We start from the raw sequence: 16,563 nt of genomic DNA, 5'->3' as shown, positions 1-16,563 counted from the left end.
AATAAGTTTTATGACTAGCGAACAAATTCTTTCAAAGTTACCGTATTCTAAGCCGTTTCTCTTTGTTGATGAAATTTTAGAAATCAGCGAGGAGGGTGTAAAAGGTTCTTATGTTTTTGATCCGAATCTTGACTTTTACCAAGGCCATTTCAAAGATAATCCGGTAACTCCCGGAGTGATTCTAACCGAAGTTATGGCGCAAATTGGAGTCGTAAGTCTGGGGATTTATCTGCTAAATAATACAATTAATAAAAAGGTTGCAATTGCTTTAACATCAAATAGTATTGATTTTTTAAAACCAGTATTCCCTGCTGAAAAAGTTATAGTTACCTCCGAAAAAATTTACTTTAGATTCAATAAATTGAAATGTAAAGTAGAAATGAAAAATGAAGCAGGAAATGTGGTGTGTAAGGGAGAAATTGCAGGTATGTTGGTGTCAAAATAAAAATATAAAGCATAATATTATTTTATAAAAAATGAAAAAGCGAGTTGTTATAACGGGCTTAGGTATTGTTGCTCCAAATGGAGTAGGGCTAGATGCGTTTACAGCAGCCATAAAAAAAGGGGAATCAGGCATAAAGCATAATGCCGAATTAGAGCGATTGCAATTTTCGTGTCAAATTTCAGGAACACCTGAAGTAACAACAGAAATGGCTTTGAATTATTTGACCGAATTAGAACTGAGAAATTTTAATTCATCAGGAATTTTATATGGTTTGATAGCTGGTCTGGATGCTTGGAAAGATGCTAATCTACCAATCCATCACAATGAAGAACCTGATTGGGATAGCGGAGCTATTTTTGGGACTGGAACATCCGGAATTGATAAATTTAGAGAAAGTATTTATAAAATTGATGATTTTCAAACGCGTAGGCTAGGAAGCACAGCGGTAGCGCAGACCATGAACAGCGGTATAAGTGCTTATTTGGGTGGGAAACTAGGACTAGGAAATCAAGTATCAACCAATTCCTCTGCCTGTACAACAGGAGTCGAGAGTATCATGATGGCCTATGACCGAATCGTTTCTGGTCAAGCCAAAAGAATGCTTGCAGGCAGTACGAGCGATAGTGGACCTTATATTTGGGGTGGTTTTGACGCTATGCGCGTATGTACGTTCAAGCACAATGCTACCCCTGAAACTGGCTCAAGGCCAATGAGTGCCACGGCATCTGGATTTGTTCCTGGTAGCGGTGCTGGAGCAATGGTTCTTGAGGACTTGGAAACAGCATTGGCAAGAGGAGCAAAAATTTACGGAGAAATACTGGGTGGAAATATCAATTCAGGTGGTCAGAGAGGACTAGGAACAATGACTGCGCCCAACCCCGAAGCTGTTATTCAATGTATTAAAAAAGCAATTGAAAATGCTGGTATAATCGCTGAATCCATCGATGCTATCAACGGTCATCTAACTGCAACGTCCAAGGATAGCCTAGAAATTACAAATTGGTCCAAAGCATTAGGACGCAGCGGTACCGATTTTCCTTATATTAATTCTTTAAAATCAATGGTTGGACATTGCTTATCAGGAGCTGGTAGCGTTGAGAGTGTGGCTACAGTTTTACAATTGCATCATGGTTTTATCTTTCCCAATAGCAATTGCGAGGATCTACACCCTGAAATCACTACTGTTATTGATGCATCAAGAATTCCGAAAGAACTGATTGAAATGAATTTGAATGTCATTGCTAAAGCTAGTTTTGGTTTTGGAGATGTTAATGGATGTGTTATTTTTAAAAAATATAAAGAGTAAAAAATATAAAAATGAATAAAGAAGCAATAATTGAAAAATTAAAAAGTATTGTTAAGCCGTATGTAAGCAATCAAGAAGCTTATGAAAACTTTACGGAAGACACTGACTTTATAACTGATTTGAATATCAACTCAGCAAATTTAGTAGACATTATTTTAGATGTAGAGGATGCATTTCAAATACATATCGACAATGTATCCATGGAAAAAATGTTAGATGTAAAATCGACTTTACTAATCATCGAAACCAAATTAGCGGAGAAATGATTGGCAATGACGTGATTGATTTGGCTTTAGCTAGAAATCAAAGTAACTGGCAAAGATCGGGTTTTCTTGAAAAAATTTTCACGGATAGTGAGCAGCTTTTAATAAAGTCTAGCGCTAATCCTGAATTAGTAGTTTGGAATTTATGGAGCAGAAAAGAAGCGGCTTATAAAATTTTTAATCGTTTAACAGGAACAAGAGCCTTTATTCCTAGAGAGTTGGAATGCGCTTATACCAATAAAAATGAAGGACTAGTAATGTGTCGAGGCAATTGCTTTTTTACCAAAACGAGTATCGAAGATGACTTATTATATACCATTGCAGTAACTAAGCTTTCACAATTTGAAACTATTATGCCTATACTAAATAAAGATTTGATTATAAAATTAGATGGCGTTCCATTTGTCTCCAATCCGGATGCTACACAGCTTCATGTGGCTTCTGTGTCACATCACGGTCGGTATTATAAGGCTATTACAATCCAATAAATTAGGATTTAAAAAAATCTATTTTAATCCTAATCTAGATTTTAATTTCAAAAAAAGCAACGCTATGGTATAGGCAGCTTCGGAAGAGGTGTTTCTTTCACTTTTTGCAACCTTGTAGGTTTCACCTAATTCATCTAAGGTAAATTGCTTATCCGTAATATCATTTAATTTTCGGTGCATGATATCGATATCTAGAGCTTCATTTTTCAAACGTCCACAATCTAATCTTTCTAAGGTAGCATTGATCATATCTACATCAAAATCAATATGATGACCTACTAATGTTGCATTTCCTATATAATCAATAAAAGACTTAATAGCATCAACCTCTCCAAATTTGGGTAATGTACTTTCGATAATAAATTCATTAGACAAATGATTGTCATGTAGAAATTTATATTGCAATAGTACTGCTTCAAAGCTATCCTTTAGATAAATAGCATCGTCAATGATCGCAAAGGCGCCAATAGATAAGATCACATCTTTGCTGAGATTCATTCCTGAAGTTTCAGTAGAAAGCACCACGTAACGATTGGATTTCTTTCCAAATTTAGCCAAGTATTCTTTCCAAAAATCAGGTGATTCTTTATTTATCTGTTTTAACCAGTCTAACATATCTACGAAAATTGAGTTAGTTGAAATTTACTTTTAATCAGTTCTTCTAATTCCCTCATTGGCGCTAAAGCATTTTTCAATTTCTCTTTATCCAATTTGGAAAGTTCCTCTAAGTTGATGTATTGGCCCGAGTTTTCATTTTTCAATCCTTCAAGAGTTCTGAATTTAGATAAAGTTAAAAAAGCCTCAGCGCAATCTAAAAAGATTTCAGCATGTTTAGGGTCATTAATTGCCAATTGTTTAAAACGAACATACGTATTGTTGATACCGCGTATTCCATCACTCAATACAAACAATCGTGCACCATCTACCAAAGGCATAATGGCTCTAGTTTTAATGTCGAATTTGTCTTCATTGGGACCATCTTCTTCAACGATAAACTTTTTGAAAAAGCTCAAAGGAGAATTTTTTCTCAACGCATCGTTTCCTAAAAAATCATAAAATAGCGTGTTATTCTTTGCGTTTTTATAGATCACATCAGTAAGTGCGTCTTCTATTTTTTGTTCTCCAAAAACAAGTTCATATTCAAAGAATATACTACTAATATCATTACTATTTTCACCTGGAGTATTCATCCAGTTGTTGTATTGCTTTATCCAATCAGTCAATGATTTACACCAAGAAATAGTGCTTCCCATATGACCATTCGGGCACAATTCATATCCTACTTTTTCAAGTGTAGCACTAGTCTTTTTACCTAATCGTAGAAAGTAATCTTTAACCTCCCGATATTTATCTGGAGCCACATCCTCAAAGATCAAAATACTGTCCTGATCGGTCAATAACAACTGCTCTTTACGACCTTGACTACCAATGCTTAACCAAGCAAATCGAGCAGGAGGGGAGCCTAAGTCTAAAATAGCCAATTCTACCGCCCTTTTTAGAATAGCAAAATTAATTTCGCTTGCAATATTATTGATATGCGGTAAGGGTATATTTTTTTGAATCGAAGATTGAATTAAATTGGTCAATCGAATGCGAATTTGTTTCAAATCTTTTGACGCATGTGACTTTTTTATTTCTTTAATCAGTACTCCAGGATTACTTGCTTGAGCAGCAATTAAATTTTGCTCCGCAACAACTCCTTTGACCATCGTTGTGTCCGTACCATCTTCAGTAACACACAAATGACTAACATTGTTTTTCAACATGACCAATTGTGCTTCGGCTAAAGAAACATTTTCAATAACACAAACCACTGGCTTCGACATTATTTTTGAAATTGAATCGGTAATTACAAAACGTCCCGTTGCAATTTTAGAGCGCATATCAGTGTCAGTCACAATACCAATCGGTAAATTTTGATCACAAATAATTGCACTATTGATGCGAGTTTCCGACATTAATTGAGCGACTTCCTTAACAGAATTAGTAGCAGTAATTTTTAGAGGAGCCGTATTATACGATAAGGATTGAAAAAACTGAATTTCAGACTGTTGATCAGTGTAGCGAATAGAATCAGTACTTAAATGACCGTTATTATTAGTGGTGCTAGTGGCAGGGTTATTAGCCGCAAAACTTTCTAACAAATAATTCATTACGGCAGCATTGTTGTTCACAAACGATTTAAACACATCGATAGGAATAGCATAAACAATGCTTTCTTCGCGTGCCTTAGCGGTCATTTGGTAATTGTTTTTTGCGAAAAAAGCTCTTAAACCAAATATCGCGCCTTCATGACATTTATTTATAATAGTTTCTTCTGCGTCAACAATAACTGATAAATGAATCACACCAGAGGCAACAACGTAAAAACAATCATGTAAACTATCGTTTATTTGGAATAACGTTTTGTTTTTCTCCAAATTCAGAACACGTATGTTGCTAGCAATGGCACCTAATTCTTCGAAATTTAGGTGGTCAAAAGGTGTGAATTCTTTTAAAAAATCAGCAATTTGAGTAGCGATAGTATTCATAATGTTGGTGCGTCTTTAGAATGTAAAAATAGTAAAATTTACATGTTTTTAATAATTATAGCGAACCTTTGGTACTACTTTTGTCAATATAGTAAGGTTAGCTCGCAATTAGTTAATTTTTTATACTTGTTTCGATTGTAGAGGAGCCTTAGATAACTAAAATTTAGTATTGTGGTTCATTATGATCTAACACCTTAACTTTTTCTATTTTACATAATATAAATTATAGTTCATTTATATCTGATGCATTTTAGAGTATAATCATGTTATTTGTTCTGTATTTCATATCATAAACAATTAACAATGTTTAATCAAAAAATTAGCTGTTGGATTCTAACATCGCAACAGCTAATTTATATTTACAATTTAATTGAATTATTACAACCAAGTAACAATATCATCAAAATTACGTCTGATTTTGGCTTTCGCAGGATCAGCTTTACGATAACCAAACGCTAACATAAATGACAATCCATACTTTGTTGTATCAACACCAAATTTTTCGTTCAATAAAGTTTCTGCTTTTTCTTGGTGAAATCCTTCAATCGGACAACTATCTATACCTGTTAAAGCTGCAGCCGTCATCATGTTACCTAATGCAATATACGTTTGCTTTGAAGACCAATCAAATAATTTTTTATCAGTATCTAAATCAAAATCACGCTCTTGAAATTCTCTGTAAAATTTAGAATACATTTCAACTACGTCTTCTGGCATTTTTTTCACATCTTTCATCATCATTTCAATGTATTCAGAATCATGCTTAACCATGGGTGCTTTCATGGATAAACCAAGAACAAAATGACTTGCAGTATCTAATTTTAATGGCGCTCCCCAGGAAACAGGTTTTAATAATTCCCTTAATTCCTTATCTTGAACTACGATAAAATGCCATGGTTCAAAACCAAATGAACTTGGTGATAAATGAGCTGTTTCTAAAATGAATTGCATATCAGCATCAGAAATCGTTTTTGTTGCATCAAATTCTTTTGTTGCATGTCTAAAGTTAAAAGCGTTTATAATGTCTGCTTTCGCTATGTTTGGTGTGTTCATCAATTTTTGTTTTACTTTTTAATAGTGCAAATTTACAATACTATTACTACATCTTTATTGATCCATATCAAGTAGACTAAGATTGCACTGCCGAATCCTAAAAAGCTTATCGTGCTGTTAATCAATCCAAATTGTTTTAGTATTCACAAATTCCCTAATACCATAAGCGGCTAATTCTCTACCGTATCCGCTATTTTTTACACCACCAAAAGGCAATCTCGGATCAGAAACAACAAGCTTATTCACAAAGCTACTTCCGGCTTCTAACTGTAAAGCAATTTTTTCCCCTCGCGCTGCGTTTACTGTCAAAACCCCCGAACCTAATCCAAATTGAGAATTATTAGCTAATACAATCGCTTCCTGATCATCCTTAGCGCGAATTACTGATGCAACTGGACCAAAAAGTTCATTATCAAAACCTTCCATTCCTGGTTTTAAATCAGCAAGAATCGTTGCTGGATAATAAGCTCCTTTTAATTCAGGTATTGTTCCTCCAAGCACTAGCTTCCCTCCTTGCGCGACGGTTTTCATCACTTGCTCATGCAATTCATTGCGCAAATCAACTCGCGCCATGGGACCATAATAAGCCGCTTCATCAGTTGGTTCACCCATTTTTGCCGCTTCCATTTTTTGGGTGTACAACGCTAAGAATTCATCATAAATAGCATCCAGAACAACAAAACGCTTGGCTGCAATACAGGTTTGTCCGTTATTTTGTAATCTACCCAAAGTAGCAAGATCAGTCGCTTCCTCTAAATTGGCATCTTCTAAAACAATATAAGCATCACTCCCACCTAATTCCATTACGGTCTTTTTTAAATTTTGACCTGCAATCGATGCAACGGAGCGCCCTGCAGGATCACTTCCTGTTAAAGTCACAGCAACGATATCCTTGTTCTCGATTACTTCCTTGACTTGTTTCGAGTCGATATTTAGGTTGCTAAAAGCCCCTTTTGGGAAACCTGCTTTTAAAAAGGCTTCTTCAAGAGCCAGTGCGCAACCTTGCACATTAGAGGCATGTTTTAGAACACCAGTATTACCGGCCATAAGGGCTGGAACGGCAAACCGAATCACTTGGTAAAACGGAAAATTCCATGGCATAACAGCTAATACCACACCAATTGGCTGGAAAGTAACATAACTTTTAGTGGCCTCCGTAGGAATGATTTCATCGGCGAGTAAAGCAGCGGTATTATCGGCATAATACCTACAAATCCAAGCACATTTCTCTATTTCTTTGCGAGACTGCCCAATTACTTTACCCATTTCGCGAGTGGCAAGCTGTGCATATTCTTCTTTATTTTGTTCCAAAACAGCAGCGAGTTGGTGCATTAAAACGGCTCTTTCTTGATACGTTTTTTGTTTCCATTGCAAATAAGCTTCTTTCGAAATCGTTATTTTTTCTTCAACTTCAGCTGCTGTCAATCTTTTGTATTTTGCTACTTCTTCGCCCGTAGCGGGGTTAATTATGATCGAATAATCCATTTTTTTCTTTTTTAATACGAGGTTTAAAGTTAAATAATTATCAACCAACTCAAGAAAATGCAATACTAATTAATTGCTAATTTTTTGAAGTTTTACTTTCTTTAAAAAACGACTTTTAAAAAAGAAATTGAGCACTGATTTGTTTCTTTTTTCGAAGCAATCGACTCGTTTTGCAGCTGAACTCCTCTCCTGCTGTTCGTTCTATCTTTGCTATCCGCTACGGCGGACCGCAAAGGATGCCACTGCCATCAGGGCTAAAATAGAAAAGTATTTTTTAAATCACTAATTCCAATTTGGATCATAAAAAAAGCGATTTAGAAATTAATCTTAATCGCTTTTTGAAAACTTATTTCTTTATCTCGCATAAGCACCTGAAGAGTACGTTAATTCGTAACTGTGTGTATAAATTTCGAATACAATTCCAAAAGGATCTTGTACATAACACATCTTATAAGGCTTATCATTTGGATAATATTCTCTGATAGGCATTCTTTGCTTTCCTCCGTAGGCTACTATTTTTTCAATTAGTTCTTCGATATTGGGATCTAGCACACAAAAATGGAACAAACCCGTATTGAATGGATTAAATTCTGGTGCTTCTTTCACTCCATTTGGAAAAGAGAATAATTCAATTCCTACACCGTCCGAGGTAGATAAGTGAGCAATTTCGAATTCTTCCCAATCCTCTCCAAATACGTCAATACACATTTGTCCTATTGCAGTTTCGCTTTCTTTTTTCACTTTCGAAGGCTCCATAATCACGTACCAACCCATCACTTCTGAATAGAATCGAACGGCGTCATGGATTTTAGGAACTGTGATGCCAATATGTGAAAATGATTTTGGGTAATTTGTAGTTGTTGTCATGTTTTTATTTTTTGTTACGCAAAGATATTTTATATTTGCCTAAACAGCAATAACTTACCTAAAAGTAGCATAGTTACTAAAAAGGGTATTATGCACATTATAAGCTATTTAAAAATAAAAATGACTAAAGAAAATTTTTGTCCACTGCAATACACTATGAATTTAATTGGAACTAAGTGGAAACCATTAGTATTATTCCATTTATTAGACGGACCGCTACGCTCTGGAATTCTGCAAAAACACATTGCTGATATTTCTAATAAAATGTTTACACAAACAGTGCGCGAATTAGAGCAAGACGGACTCATTTTGAGAAAAATTTATCCCGTTGTTCCTCCAAAGGTAGAATATGAACTAACCGCTAAAGGAATGTCACTTGAAAACATTTTGAGAAGTTTAGATCAATGGGGAACAGTGGTTTCGAATGAAGAAAATCGATTGTAAATTCTTTTCTGTATGGCATTGTAGTAAAGCTTTAAGTTAAGTGTATGAAACTACACTGTTAAAAAGCAATTACTTAGATACTAAACCAAATAAAAAAGCAGCATCTCAAATTCATTAGATGCTGCTTTAATTCTACTTACTATAATTTACTATTTAAGCGATTTCATATCAATTACAAAACGGTATTTTACATCATTACTTGTAACACGATCATATGCTTTGTTAATATCTTGCATATCAATCAATTCAATATCACTAGTGATGTTATGTTTTCCGCAGAAGTCTAACATCTCTTGCGTTTCTTTGATTCCACCAATAAGCGATCCTGCAATACGCTTACGTCCCATGATTAAGTTTCCTCCATGGAAAGGTGCTAAAGGCTCCACCGCTCCAACTAAAACCATTGTTGCATCGATTTTAAGTAATCCTAAATAAGGATCCATTTCGTGACCAACTGGAATAGTGTTCAATATAAAGTCAAAACTATTTTGGTGCTTTTTCATTTCCTCTGCATCCTTAGAAACAAGAACTTCGTGTGCTCCTAAACGTTTTGCATCTTTCCCTTTCTCTGGCGAAGTCGTAATCATCACAACATGTGCTCCTAAAGCATTTGCAAATTTCACTCCCATATGACCTAAACCTCCTAGACCAACAACTCCAACTTTATCTCCTGCTTTTACTTTCCAGTGACTCAAAGGTGACCAAGTTGTAACTCCTGCACATAATAAAGGTGCTGCACCTGCTTGATCTAAATTTTCAGGAATACGCAATACAAATTTCTCATCAACTACTACTGAAGTTGAGTATCCTCCATAAGTTTCTTTACCTTCGATGTGTTTATCAGGGCTATTGTAAGTAAAAGTTGCTCCTTCTTCACAAAATTGCTCTAAATCTGCTTGACAAGAAGAACAAGTTTGACAAGAATCTACTAAACAACCTACACCTACTACATCACCAACTTTATAAGAACTAACGCCTTCTCCAACTTCTACTACACGACCAACGATTTCATGCCCTGGAACCACTGGATAAGTTGATCCATGCCATTCGTTTCTTGCTGTGTGGATATCGCTGTGACATACACCGCAGTAAGTGATATCTATTTTTACATCGTCTTTTCCTACTGCTCTTCTCTCAATGTTTAAGGGTTTTAAATCTTCGGTTGGAGCTGTTGAACCATACGCTTTTACTGTTGTTGTAGCCATTGTATCTATTTTAAATATTAATTATTTTTTACGTTTTACTTTTTTATCCTTATGTGATTGAATACCAAAGTATTCGTTCCTAAATATAAGATAAAAAAGTGTTGTTTTAGTATTTTCGGAGAGTTAATTAAATCGAAGCTGGTTCATAATCAGTGTATCCTTTAGCACCTGGTACATAAAAGGTATCTTGATCCCAAGCCGCAAGCTCTAAATTATTTTCAAAACGCTCTACTAAATCAGGATTAGAAATATAAGGCTTACCGTAAGCAACTAGGTCAGCGTAACCATCAGCTATTACTTTGTTTCCTTTTTCTTGATCAAAATTGGAGTTAATCATTAATGTTCCATTGTACAATGGTCGGAAATGTTTAGCAATTTCTTGAACAGCAAAAGGAACATTTGATACATCAGTAAAAGGCTCTGATAAGTGAACGTAAGCTAAATTATAGTCATTTAACTTTTTAATTATGTATTCAAACGTAGGGATTGTCTCTTGATCCATTTTCATACCAAAGGCACCATGTAATGATGGGTTAAAACGAGCACCTACTTTTTCTTGTGGCATCACTTCTAAAATAGCGTCTAACACTTCAAAGAAAAAACGACTTCTGTTTTCTATGCTTCCACCATACTCATCCGTTCTGAGATTTGACGTAGCATTAAAGAATTGATGAAACAAATAACCGTTAGAAGAATGAATTTCAACTCCATCAAATCCAGCTTTCATTGCATTAGCAGCAGCATTTTTAAAATCTTGTACTGTAGTTTTAATTTCCTCAATAGTCATTGCTTTTGGACTAACTGTATCTTTAAATCCTTGTGGAGTATATGATTTTTCATTAGGATTCACAGCTGATGCGGATAATGGCAAAGCTCCATTGTGAAAATCAGGATGTGACATAGCGCCTACATGCCATAACTGAATAAAAATCTTTCCGTCCTTATCATGTACTCTTTGAGTTACTTTTTTCCATCCTTCAGTTTGTGCCTCTGTGTAAATACCTGGCGTATTGATGTAACCTACGGCTGCAGGTGATACTTGAGAACCTTCGGTAATAAGTAATCCAGCCGAAGCGCGTTGTTCATAATACAAACCATGTAATTCATCAGTTGGTACATTGCCCTCGTTATCCGCTCTACTGCGTGTCATGGGAGCCATTACCACTCTGTTTTTTAAGTCTAGATTCTTGCTATATGGTGTTAAAAGTTCTTGCTTTTTCATTTTTTTTGGTTGCTTTTAATTATTAAGCACAAAATTACGCTACCTCTTTAACAATGTTATTGACATAGATCAATTAGGACTATTTTAACTACAATTATTTTTTAGGAATGAATATAAAAAAAGACAATAAATTGGTTTTGTTTTACCGCTACGTTACATTAACTGACATATTTTCAGTTATAAACAAAAGGAAGCTTTATTACTGTACAGATACCTACAGAGCCATAATGCTATTCATTTGGGATAAATAATCCTTTTTTTAAATGCATTTTAGGTGTGTAACCATTCAAAGTCACTTTTGGAATAGTTATGGCAGTGTTGTTATTAAATAATTTCAAACAGAAACTTTCACATTATATAAAGGAAGGTTTTAAAATTAAAAAATATGACTCAAGTTAAAGAGAATGCCACGGTAAAAGTACATTACACAGGTAAATTAGCAGATGGACAAATTTTTGATTCTTCAGAAGGACAGGAGCCAATTGCTTTTACACTAGGACAAGGTAGCCTAATTCCGGGGTTTGAGAAAGGCCTTATTGATATGAAGCTTAATGAAAAAAAAACAATTAATATTGGTAAAGATGATGCTTATGGTGATCCTCGTCCCGATTTAATTATCGAAGTACCAAAATCAGAGCTGCCTCAAGAGATGGAGCCAGAGGTTGGAATGGGATTAGTATCCCGCACACCAGATGGTCAAGAAATAAATTTAATGGTGGTTGAAGTAAAAGAAGAAACTGTAATTTTAGATGGTAACCATCCTCTTGCAGGTAAAGATCTAATTTTTGATCTTGAGGTGGTAGAAATTTCGTAATCACACTTACTTGTTTATAAAAACTAATCGGAATGTTTTATGGTAATCCAATAGAACGTTCCGGTTTTTTTGTTTTTGGATGAAGATAACTATTTATCAAGATGCACTTTGACCTAGTCCTGATAAAAGTGAAAAGCCTTGACGGGATGAAAACTACATTTTAACAAGGTAGTTGAGCGACCAGCGGAAGCTCCTGCTAGCTTGTATAAAATGAGTTTGAAACCGTAAAGCTTGCAGCGATTAGCAGGAAAAAGCTCCTCGCTATACTAATCAAACTGTAAGTTTAAAACAATTATAAGGTTTGTAAATGCTTACATTTGCAAAAAAAACAAAGTTTTTCATGACTAAAAGCCACTATTTAAAATTAATTTTGATCCTTGGGTCACTTACGGCTCTCGGTCCGTTTTCTATTGATATGTATTTGCCCGGTTTTGCACAAATTGCAACTGACTTAAACACAACGGTGGCTAATGTGGCGATGACTTTGTCTAGTTATTTTATAGGTATCTCAGCAGGGCAATTATTATACGGTCCATTATTAGACCGCTACGGAAGAAAGAAGCCGCTGTTTATAGGTATGTTAGTTTATATTGCGGCCTCATTAGGATGTGTATTTGTTAAAGATATTGATACTTTTATTGGGTTGCGTTTTATACAAGCCGTTGGTAGCTGCGCTGCTACAGTAGCATCAGTATCCATGGTTCGCGACCTGTTTCCGGTCAAAGATATTCCAAAAGTTTTCTCGCTTTTGATGTTAGTGGTTGGCTTATCTCCTATGCTGGCTCCTACTGTTGGTGGGTATGTAACCGACTGGTACGGTTGGCATATGGTCTTTTTAATTTTGATGTGTATTGGGATAGTAATTTTAATTGCTGCACAGTTTGGGCTTCCAGATACCTACAAACCAGATCCATCAATCTCACTTAAACCAAAACCAATAATTAGCAATTTTGTTAAGGTAGCTAAGGAACCACAATTTTATACGTATGCCTTTACGGGAGCAATTGCTTTTTCGGGACTGTTTACCTATGTCGCAGCTTCGCCTATTATTTTCATGGATATCTATAAAGTAGATCCTAAAATGTATGGTTGGATTTTCGCCTTTATGTCTTTGAGTTTTATTTTAGCAAGTCAACTAAATTCGGTCTTACTAAAATGGTACTCAAGCGAACAATTGATCTTTGGAGCACTTTTAACGCAAACGGTTATAGTTATTTTGTTCTTGATTTTAGCCCTATATAACGTTTTAGAGTTGTATACGACCATTGCTATGTTATTTGTTTTTTTAGCGTGCTTGGGGATTTCAAATCCAAATACGGCAGGATTAACACTAGCTCCATTTAGTAAAAATGCAGGAAGTGCATCGTCATTGATGGGTGCCATTCAGCTAGGACTTGGTGCTCTTGCCTCCTTTGCAGTTGGGTTATTTGTAAAAGACTCCTTGTTGCCTATGGTAATCATCATGGCAGCCTCAACCAGTGTAGCTTTGGTTGTATTAGTGATAGGAAAACGAACGATTGTTACCAAATTTTAGAAAGAAACATCGTTATTCACTTGCAGTTTTTACTGGTTTCACCTTTTTGTCGGGTCTAATAATCATTCGCAAAGACTGATCTTTGGCAAAGTAAGCAATCATCCAATTGAAAAAAGTTTTAACACGGTTCCTGTACGTTAGTAGTGATACTAAGTGAATAAATAACCAAATTGCCCAAGCAAAAAAACCTTTAAAATGCATTTTAGGTTTTGGTAAATCAACAACCGCTTTATTTTTACCAATAATTGCCATTGACCCTTTGTCATTGTATATAAAAGGAGTCAAGGGTTTGTTGCGGAGCATCGATTTGAAGTTGGCTGCTAAATTGATACCGTGTTGTATTGCCACTTGAGCGACCTGTGGATGCCCATCAGGAAAGGCGGGATCTGAATTTTGAATAGCAGTATCTCCTATTGCATAGATATTTTTTGTTCCCTGTACTTTATTATAAGCATCTGTAATCATTCTTTTTCCGCGTCCATAACTTTCAGATGTAATCCCTTTAAAAGTCATTGCTGAAACTCCAGCAGCCCAAATTAGGTTTTCCGATTGAATGGTTTCGCCATTAGAAAGGTATACAATACCCTCTTTATAATCAACGACTTGAATATTTAGTTTAACGATTACACCAAGATCTGTTAATGCTTTATGAGTGTCTTCTTGTGACGCTTTGCTCATGGGTGCTAATAACGCAGGACCTCCATCTATCAAATAAATGTTACTCGCTGCAGTTGCAAGCTCCGGATATTCCTTTAAAAATATATTGTTTTTCAGCTCGGCAAACATACCAGAAACTTCAACACCGGTTGGTCCTCCTCCAGCGACAACAATGGTTAGAAGTGCTCTTCTTTCTCGAGTGTCTTTACAAATAGCTGCTTTTTCTAGATTTTTCAAAATAGTATTACGCATGTCAATAGCATCGTTCAATGTTTTCATTGGGATGGCATTTTTCTTGACATTTTCTAAACCAAAATAGCTTGTTTCAGCACCAGTGGCAAAAACCAAATGGTCGTACCGTATTTCACCATTATGAAGAATTACTTTATTTTCATCAGGTACTACTTCTTGTAGTTTACCTAATCTAAACTGTAAGTTTTTCTTGCCTGCAAAAAACTTACGGAACGGATAACTAATACTCGATGGCTCAAGAAAAGCTGTTGCAACCTGATAAATAAGGGGCGGAAAGAAATTATAATTATTCTTATCGACTAATGTGACATGAGCATCTTTTTGATTTAGTAGTTCTTTCGCAAGATTTAAACCTGCAAATCCTCCTCCAATGATAACAATTTCCATAGATAAACTAATTTTATATTCTATAAGTCTAAAGATACGGTTTTTAAAATACAACTTGCCACAACAACAAGAAAAAATGTAGGAATTAAGTTTAATAAATAAATGGATCAGCGAAAGTTAAAATAGGAAGTTGCACTAGTACGGTGCAGCATATCGTATTAGATGTTTAGCCTTAAATCAACATATAGCAATTAGCGAGAACTGAACCTATTTTCAAACGTGTTTTAGGTCTTTAAAAAATTAATGGAAGAAAAATAAAAATTGATAAAATTCTCTATATTTTTTGTAAATTAACCGCTATAAATATTTCATAATGTTTGCATTAAAATGGAAAAGCTTAATTGGAACTGAAGATGAATTTTCGTTAGAACAACGAATATTTCATGGATTTTGTTTGATTACAGCTTTAGTGCTCTTGATTTGTTTTCCTTCAAATTTTTTTCTAGGACTTGATATTCTTGGTTATTTGTTAGTAGTGGTTTTATGTTTTTTATTAACGCTCTACTACTTTTCCCGTTTCAAAAGAAAATCTAAGCTGCTACTACCTATTTATATTTGTTTTACCTATATTATCCTCGTGATTGGTTACTCCTTGAATTGTGGAATAGATGGGCCAATGATTTTAGTTTTTGGAATTACATTTTTAATTTTAGCAGCAATAATTGAAGAAAAAAACTTAGTCTTTTGGATGTTATTTCATCTTTTTGTTGCTTTTACTTTACTTTATTTAGAATATAATTATCCCGACTTAATTTATGTAATCTACGATAAAAAGTCTTTCCGCTTTTTTGATATCGCTTTGACTTTAAGTATTTTATTGTTGACCATCTTATTTACTATCAAATACTTGAAGAGTAATTATAATAAACAACTACTAGTATCCAATAAAAAAAATGAAGAGTTGCTTCAAGCTAATGCAACTAAAGACAAATTGTTTTCGATTATTTCGCATGATTTAAGATCCCCTTTTAATGCTTTAATTGGATTGAGTCAACTGCTAAAAGAAAGTAGCGCCGATTTAACAGATTCAGAAAAAGAAAAATTTGTGGATGGTATTTACGAGACTTCCAAAAAAACCTATTCGTTGCTTCAAAATTTACTAGAATGGTCATTATCACAAACAAATGAAATACAATTTTTACCTGAAAGCATCAATTTAAAAACCTTTTTAACTGACGCTTTGTTAATGTCGTTTCAAGTTGCTAAAAGCAAAGAGATCAGCATTCAAATTGCTATTCCAGATGATCAGTACATTACTGCTGATAAAAATATGTTTGAAACTGTTTTGCGAAATATTATCGCTAATGCCACAAAGTTTACTGCTGCTAAAGGTGAAATTTCTATTTCCTCTAGCTCTGACGATGCTGGTGTTACGCTAGCCATTGCTGATAATGGAATTGGAATGAGTGAAGCTACTGTAGCATCCTTGTTTTCACAAAGCAACTTAACAACCCAACAAGAGCTAGTTCATGAGAGAGGATTGGGTTTAGGCCTACTATTATGTAAAGACTTTATAGAACGTCATGATGGGAAAATATGGGCGGAAAGTCGTAAAGGAATTGGTTCTACCTTTTTTATATTTATTAAAAAATAAGAGTAGTATTATTTTT

Annotated in this window: 16 protein-coding genes; 8 read left to right on the top strand and 8 right to left on the bottom strand. The window is 34.8% G+C overall.

Going from position 1 to position 16,563, the window contains the following annotated elements; genetic code table 11:
* Nucleotides 1-10: 10 nt before the first annotated feature.
* From ACZ2G0_RS11135 to ACZ2G0_RS11120, 4 genes are read left to right on the top strand one after another with little or no spacing between them, the layout of a single operon-like run.
* Nucleotides 11-445: a 3-hydroxyacyl-ACP dehydratase FabZ family protein gene (locus ACZ2G0_RS11135; protein WP_470307712.1), complete on the top strand. Its 435-nt coding sequence runs from the start codon at nt 11-13 to the stop codon at nt 443-445.
* Nucleotides 446-476: 31 nt separating this feature from the next.
* Entirely contained in the window at nt 477-1,751 is a 1,275-nt protein-coding gene (locus ACZ2G0_RS11130; protein ID WP_470307711.1) for a beta-ketoacyl-[acyl-carrier-protein] synthase family protein, read from the top strand.
* An 11-nt stretch (nt 1,752-1,762) separates the two neighbouring features.
* Nucleotides 1,763-2,017: an acyl carrier protein gene (locus ACZ2G0_RS11125; protein WP_470307710.1), complete on the top strand. Its 255-nt coding sequence runs from the start codon at nt 1,763-1,765 to the stop codon at nt 2,015-2,017.
* Nucleotides 2,014-2,502, top strand: a complete 489-nt coding sequence (locus ACZ2G0_RS11120; protein WP_470307709.1) for a 4'-phosphopantetheinyl transferase family protein — start codon at nt 2,014-2,016, stop codon at nt 2,500-2,502. Before ACZ2G0_RS11125 ends, ACZ2G0_RS11120 begins: the two co-directional genes overlap by 4 nt.
* 18 nt (nt 2,503-2,520) lie before the next feature.
* Here the strand turns inward: ACZ2G0_RS11120 and ACZ2G0_RS11115 are convergent, their stop codons facing one another.
* The 5 genes from ACZ2G0_RS11115 to ACZ2G0_RS11095 form a co-directional block, all read right to left on the bottom strand.
* Nucleotides 2,521-3,117 (bottom strand): 3'-5' exonuclease, encoded by a 597-nt coding sequence (locus tag ACZ2G0_RS11115; RefSeq protein ID WP_470307708.1) that lies wholly within the window; start codon nt 3,115-3,117, stop codon nt 2,521-2,523.
* 2 nt (nt 3,118-3,119) lie between these two features.
* Nucleotides 3,120-5,033 (bottom strand): DUF294 nucleotidyltransferase-like domain-containing protein, encoded by a 1,914-nt coding sequence (locus tag ACZ2G0_RS11110; protein WP_470307707.1) that lies wholly within the window; start codon nt 5,031-5,033, stop codon nt 3,120-3,122.
* 378 nt (nt 5,034-5,411) lie between these two features.
* The gene (locus ACZ2G0_RS11105; protein ID WP_470307706.1) at nt 5,412-6,086 is read right to left on the bottom strand and encodes an NAD(P)H-dependent oxidoreductase; all 675 of its coding nucleotides are present in this window, start codon (nt 6,084-6,086) and stop codon (nt 5,412-5,414) included.
* A 117-nt stretch (nt 6,087-6,203) separates the two neighbouring features.
* Nucleotides 6,204-7,571 carry an NAD-dependent succinate-semialdehyde dehydrogenase gene (locus tag ACZ2G0_RS11100; protein ID WP_470307705.1) on the bottom strand — a complete coding sequence of 456 codons (1,368 nt, stop codon included), beginning with the start codon at nt 7,569-7,571 and terminating at the stop codon, nt 6,204-6,206.
* Between the two features lie 354 nt (nt 7,572-7,925).
* Nucleotides 7,926-8,438 carry a VOC family protein gene (locus tag ACZ2G0_RS11095; RefSeq protein WP_470307704.1) on the bottom strand — a complete coding sequence of 171 codons (513 nt, stop codon included), beginning with the start codon at nt 8,436-8,438 and terminating at the stop codon, nt 7,926-7,928.
* Between the two features lie 120 nt (nt 8,439-8,558).
* Here ACZ2G0_RS11095 and ACZ2G0_RS11090 point away from each other — a divergent pair, with 120 nt between their 5' ends.
* The gene (locus tag ACZ2G0_RS11090; protein ID WP_470309844.1) at nt 8,559-8,882 is read left to right on the top strand and encodes a winged helix-turn-helix transcriptional regulator; all 324 of its coding nucleotides are present in this window, start codon (nt 8,559-8,561) and stop codon (nt 8,880-8,882) included.
* 149 nt (nt 8,883-9,031) lie between these two features.
* Here the strand turns inward: ACZ2G0_RS11090 and ACZ2G0_RS11085 are convergent, their stop codons facing one another.
* Together ACZ2G0_RS11085 and ACZ2G0_RS11080 are read right to left on the bottom strand one after the other, a co-directional pair.
* Nucleotides 9,032-10,087 carry an NAD(P)-dependent alcohol dehydrogenase gene (locus ACZ2G0_RS11085; RefSeq protein WP_470307703.1) on the bottom strand — a complete coding sequence of 352 codons (1,056 nt, stop codon included), beginning with the start codon at nt 10,085-10,087 and terminating at the stop codon, nt 9,032-9,034.
* Between the two features lie 127 nt (nt 10,088-10,214).
* Nucleotides 10,215-11,309 (bottom strand): alkene reductase, encoded by a 1,095-nt coding sequence (locus ACZ2G0_RS11080; RefSeq protein ID WP_470307702.1) that lies wholly within the window; start codon nt 11,307-11,309, stop codon nt 10,215-10,217.
* A 385-nt stretch (nt 11,310-11,694) separates the two neighbouring features.
* Here ACZ2G0_RS11080 and ACZ2G0_RS11075 point away from each other — a divergent pair, with 385 nt between their 5' ends.
* Complete coding sequence (locus tag ACZ2G0_RS11075) at nt 11,695-12,123, top strand: FKBP-type peptidyl-prolyl cis-trans isomerase (protein ID WP_470307701.1); 429 nt, start codon at nt 11,695-11,697, stop codon at nt 12,121-12,123.
* A gap of 340 nt (nt 12,124-12,463) precedes the next feature.
* A complete protein-coding gene (locus ACZ2G0_RS11070; protein WP_470307700.1) occupies nt 12,464-13,657 on the top strand; it encodes a multidrug effflux MFS transporter in 1,194 nt (397 codons plus the stop codon).
* Between the two features lie 12 nt (nt 13,658-13,669).
* On the opposite strand, the gene ACZ2G0_RS11065 is transcribed toward ACZ2G0_RS11070, so the two are convergent.
* Nucleotides 13,670-14,953 carry an NAD(P)/FAD-dependent oxidoreductase gene (locus tag ACZ2G0_RS11065; RefSeq protein ID WP_470307699.1) on the bottom strand — a complete coding sequence of 428 codons (1,284 nt, stop codon included), beginning with the start codon at nt 14,951-14,953 and terminating at the stop codon, nt 13,670-13,672.
* A gap of 313 nt (nt 14,954-15,266) precedes the next feature.
* Between ACZ2G0_RS11065 and ACZ2G0_RS11060 the strand changes: the two genes are divergently transcribed.
* Nucleotides 15,267-16,547 carry a sensor histidine kinase gene (locus ACZ2G0_RS11060; protein WP_470307698.1) on the top strand — a complete coding sequence of 427 codons (1,281 nt, stop codon included), beginning with the start codon at nt 15,267-15,269 and terminating at the stop codon, nt 16,545-16,547.
* The last annotated feature ends 16 nt before the right edge of the window (nt 16,548-16,563 follow it).

The sequence above is a fragment of the Flavobacterium sp. KKT103 genome (genome assembly GCF_055640565.1).
Note: the sequence above shows the minus strand (reverse complement) of the source record. Positions and strands in the feature narration are given on the sequence as shown.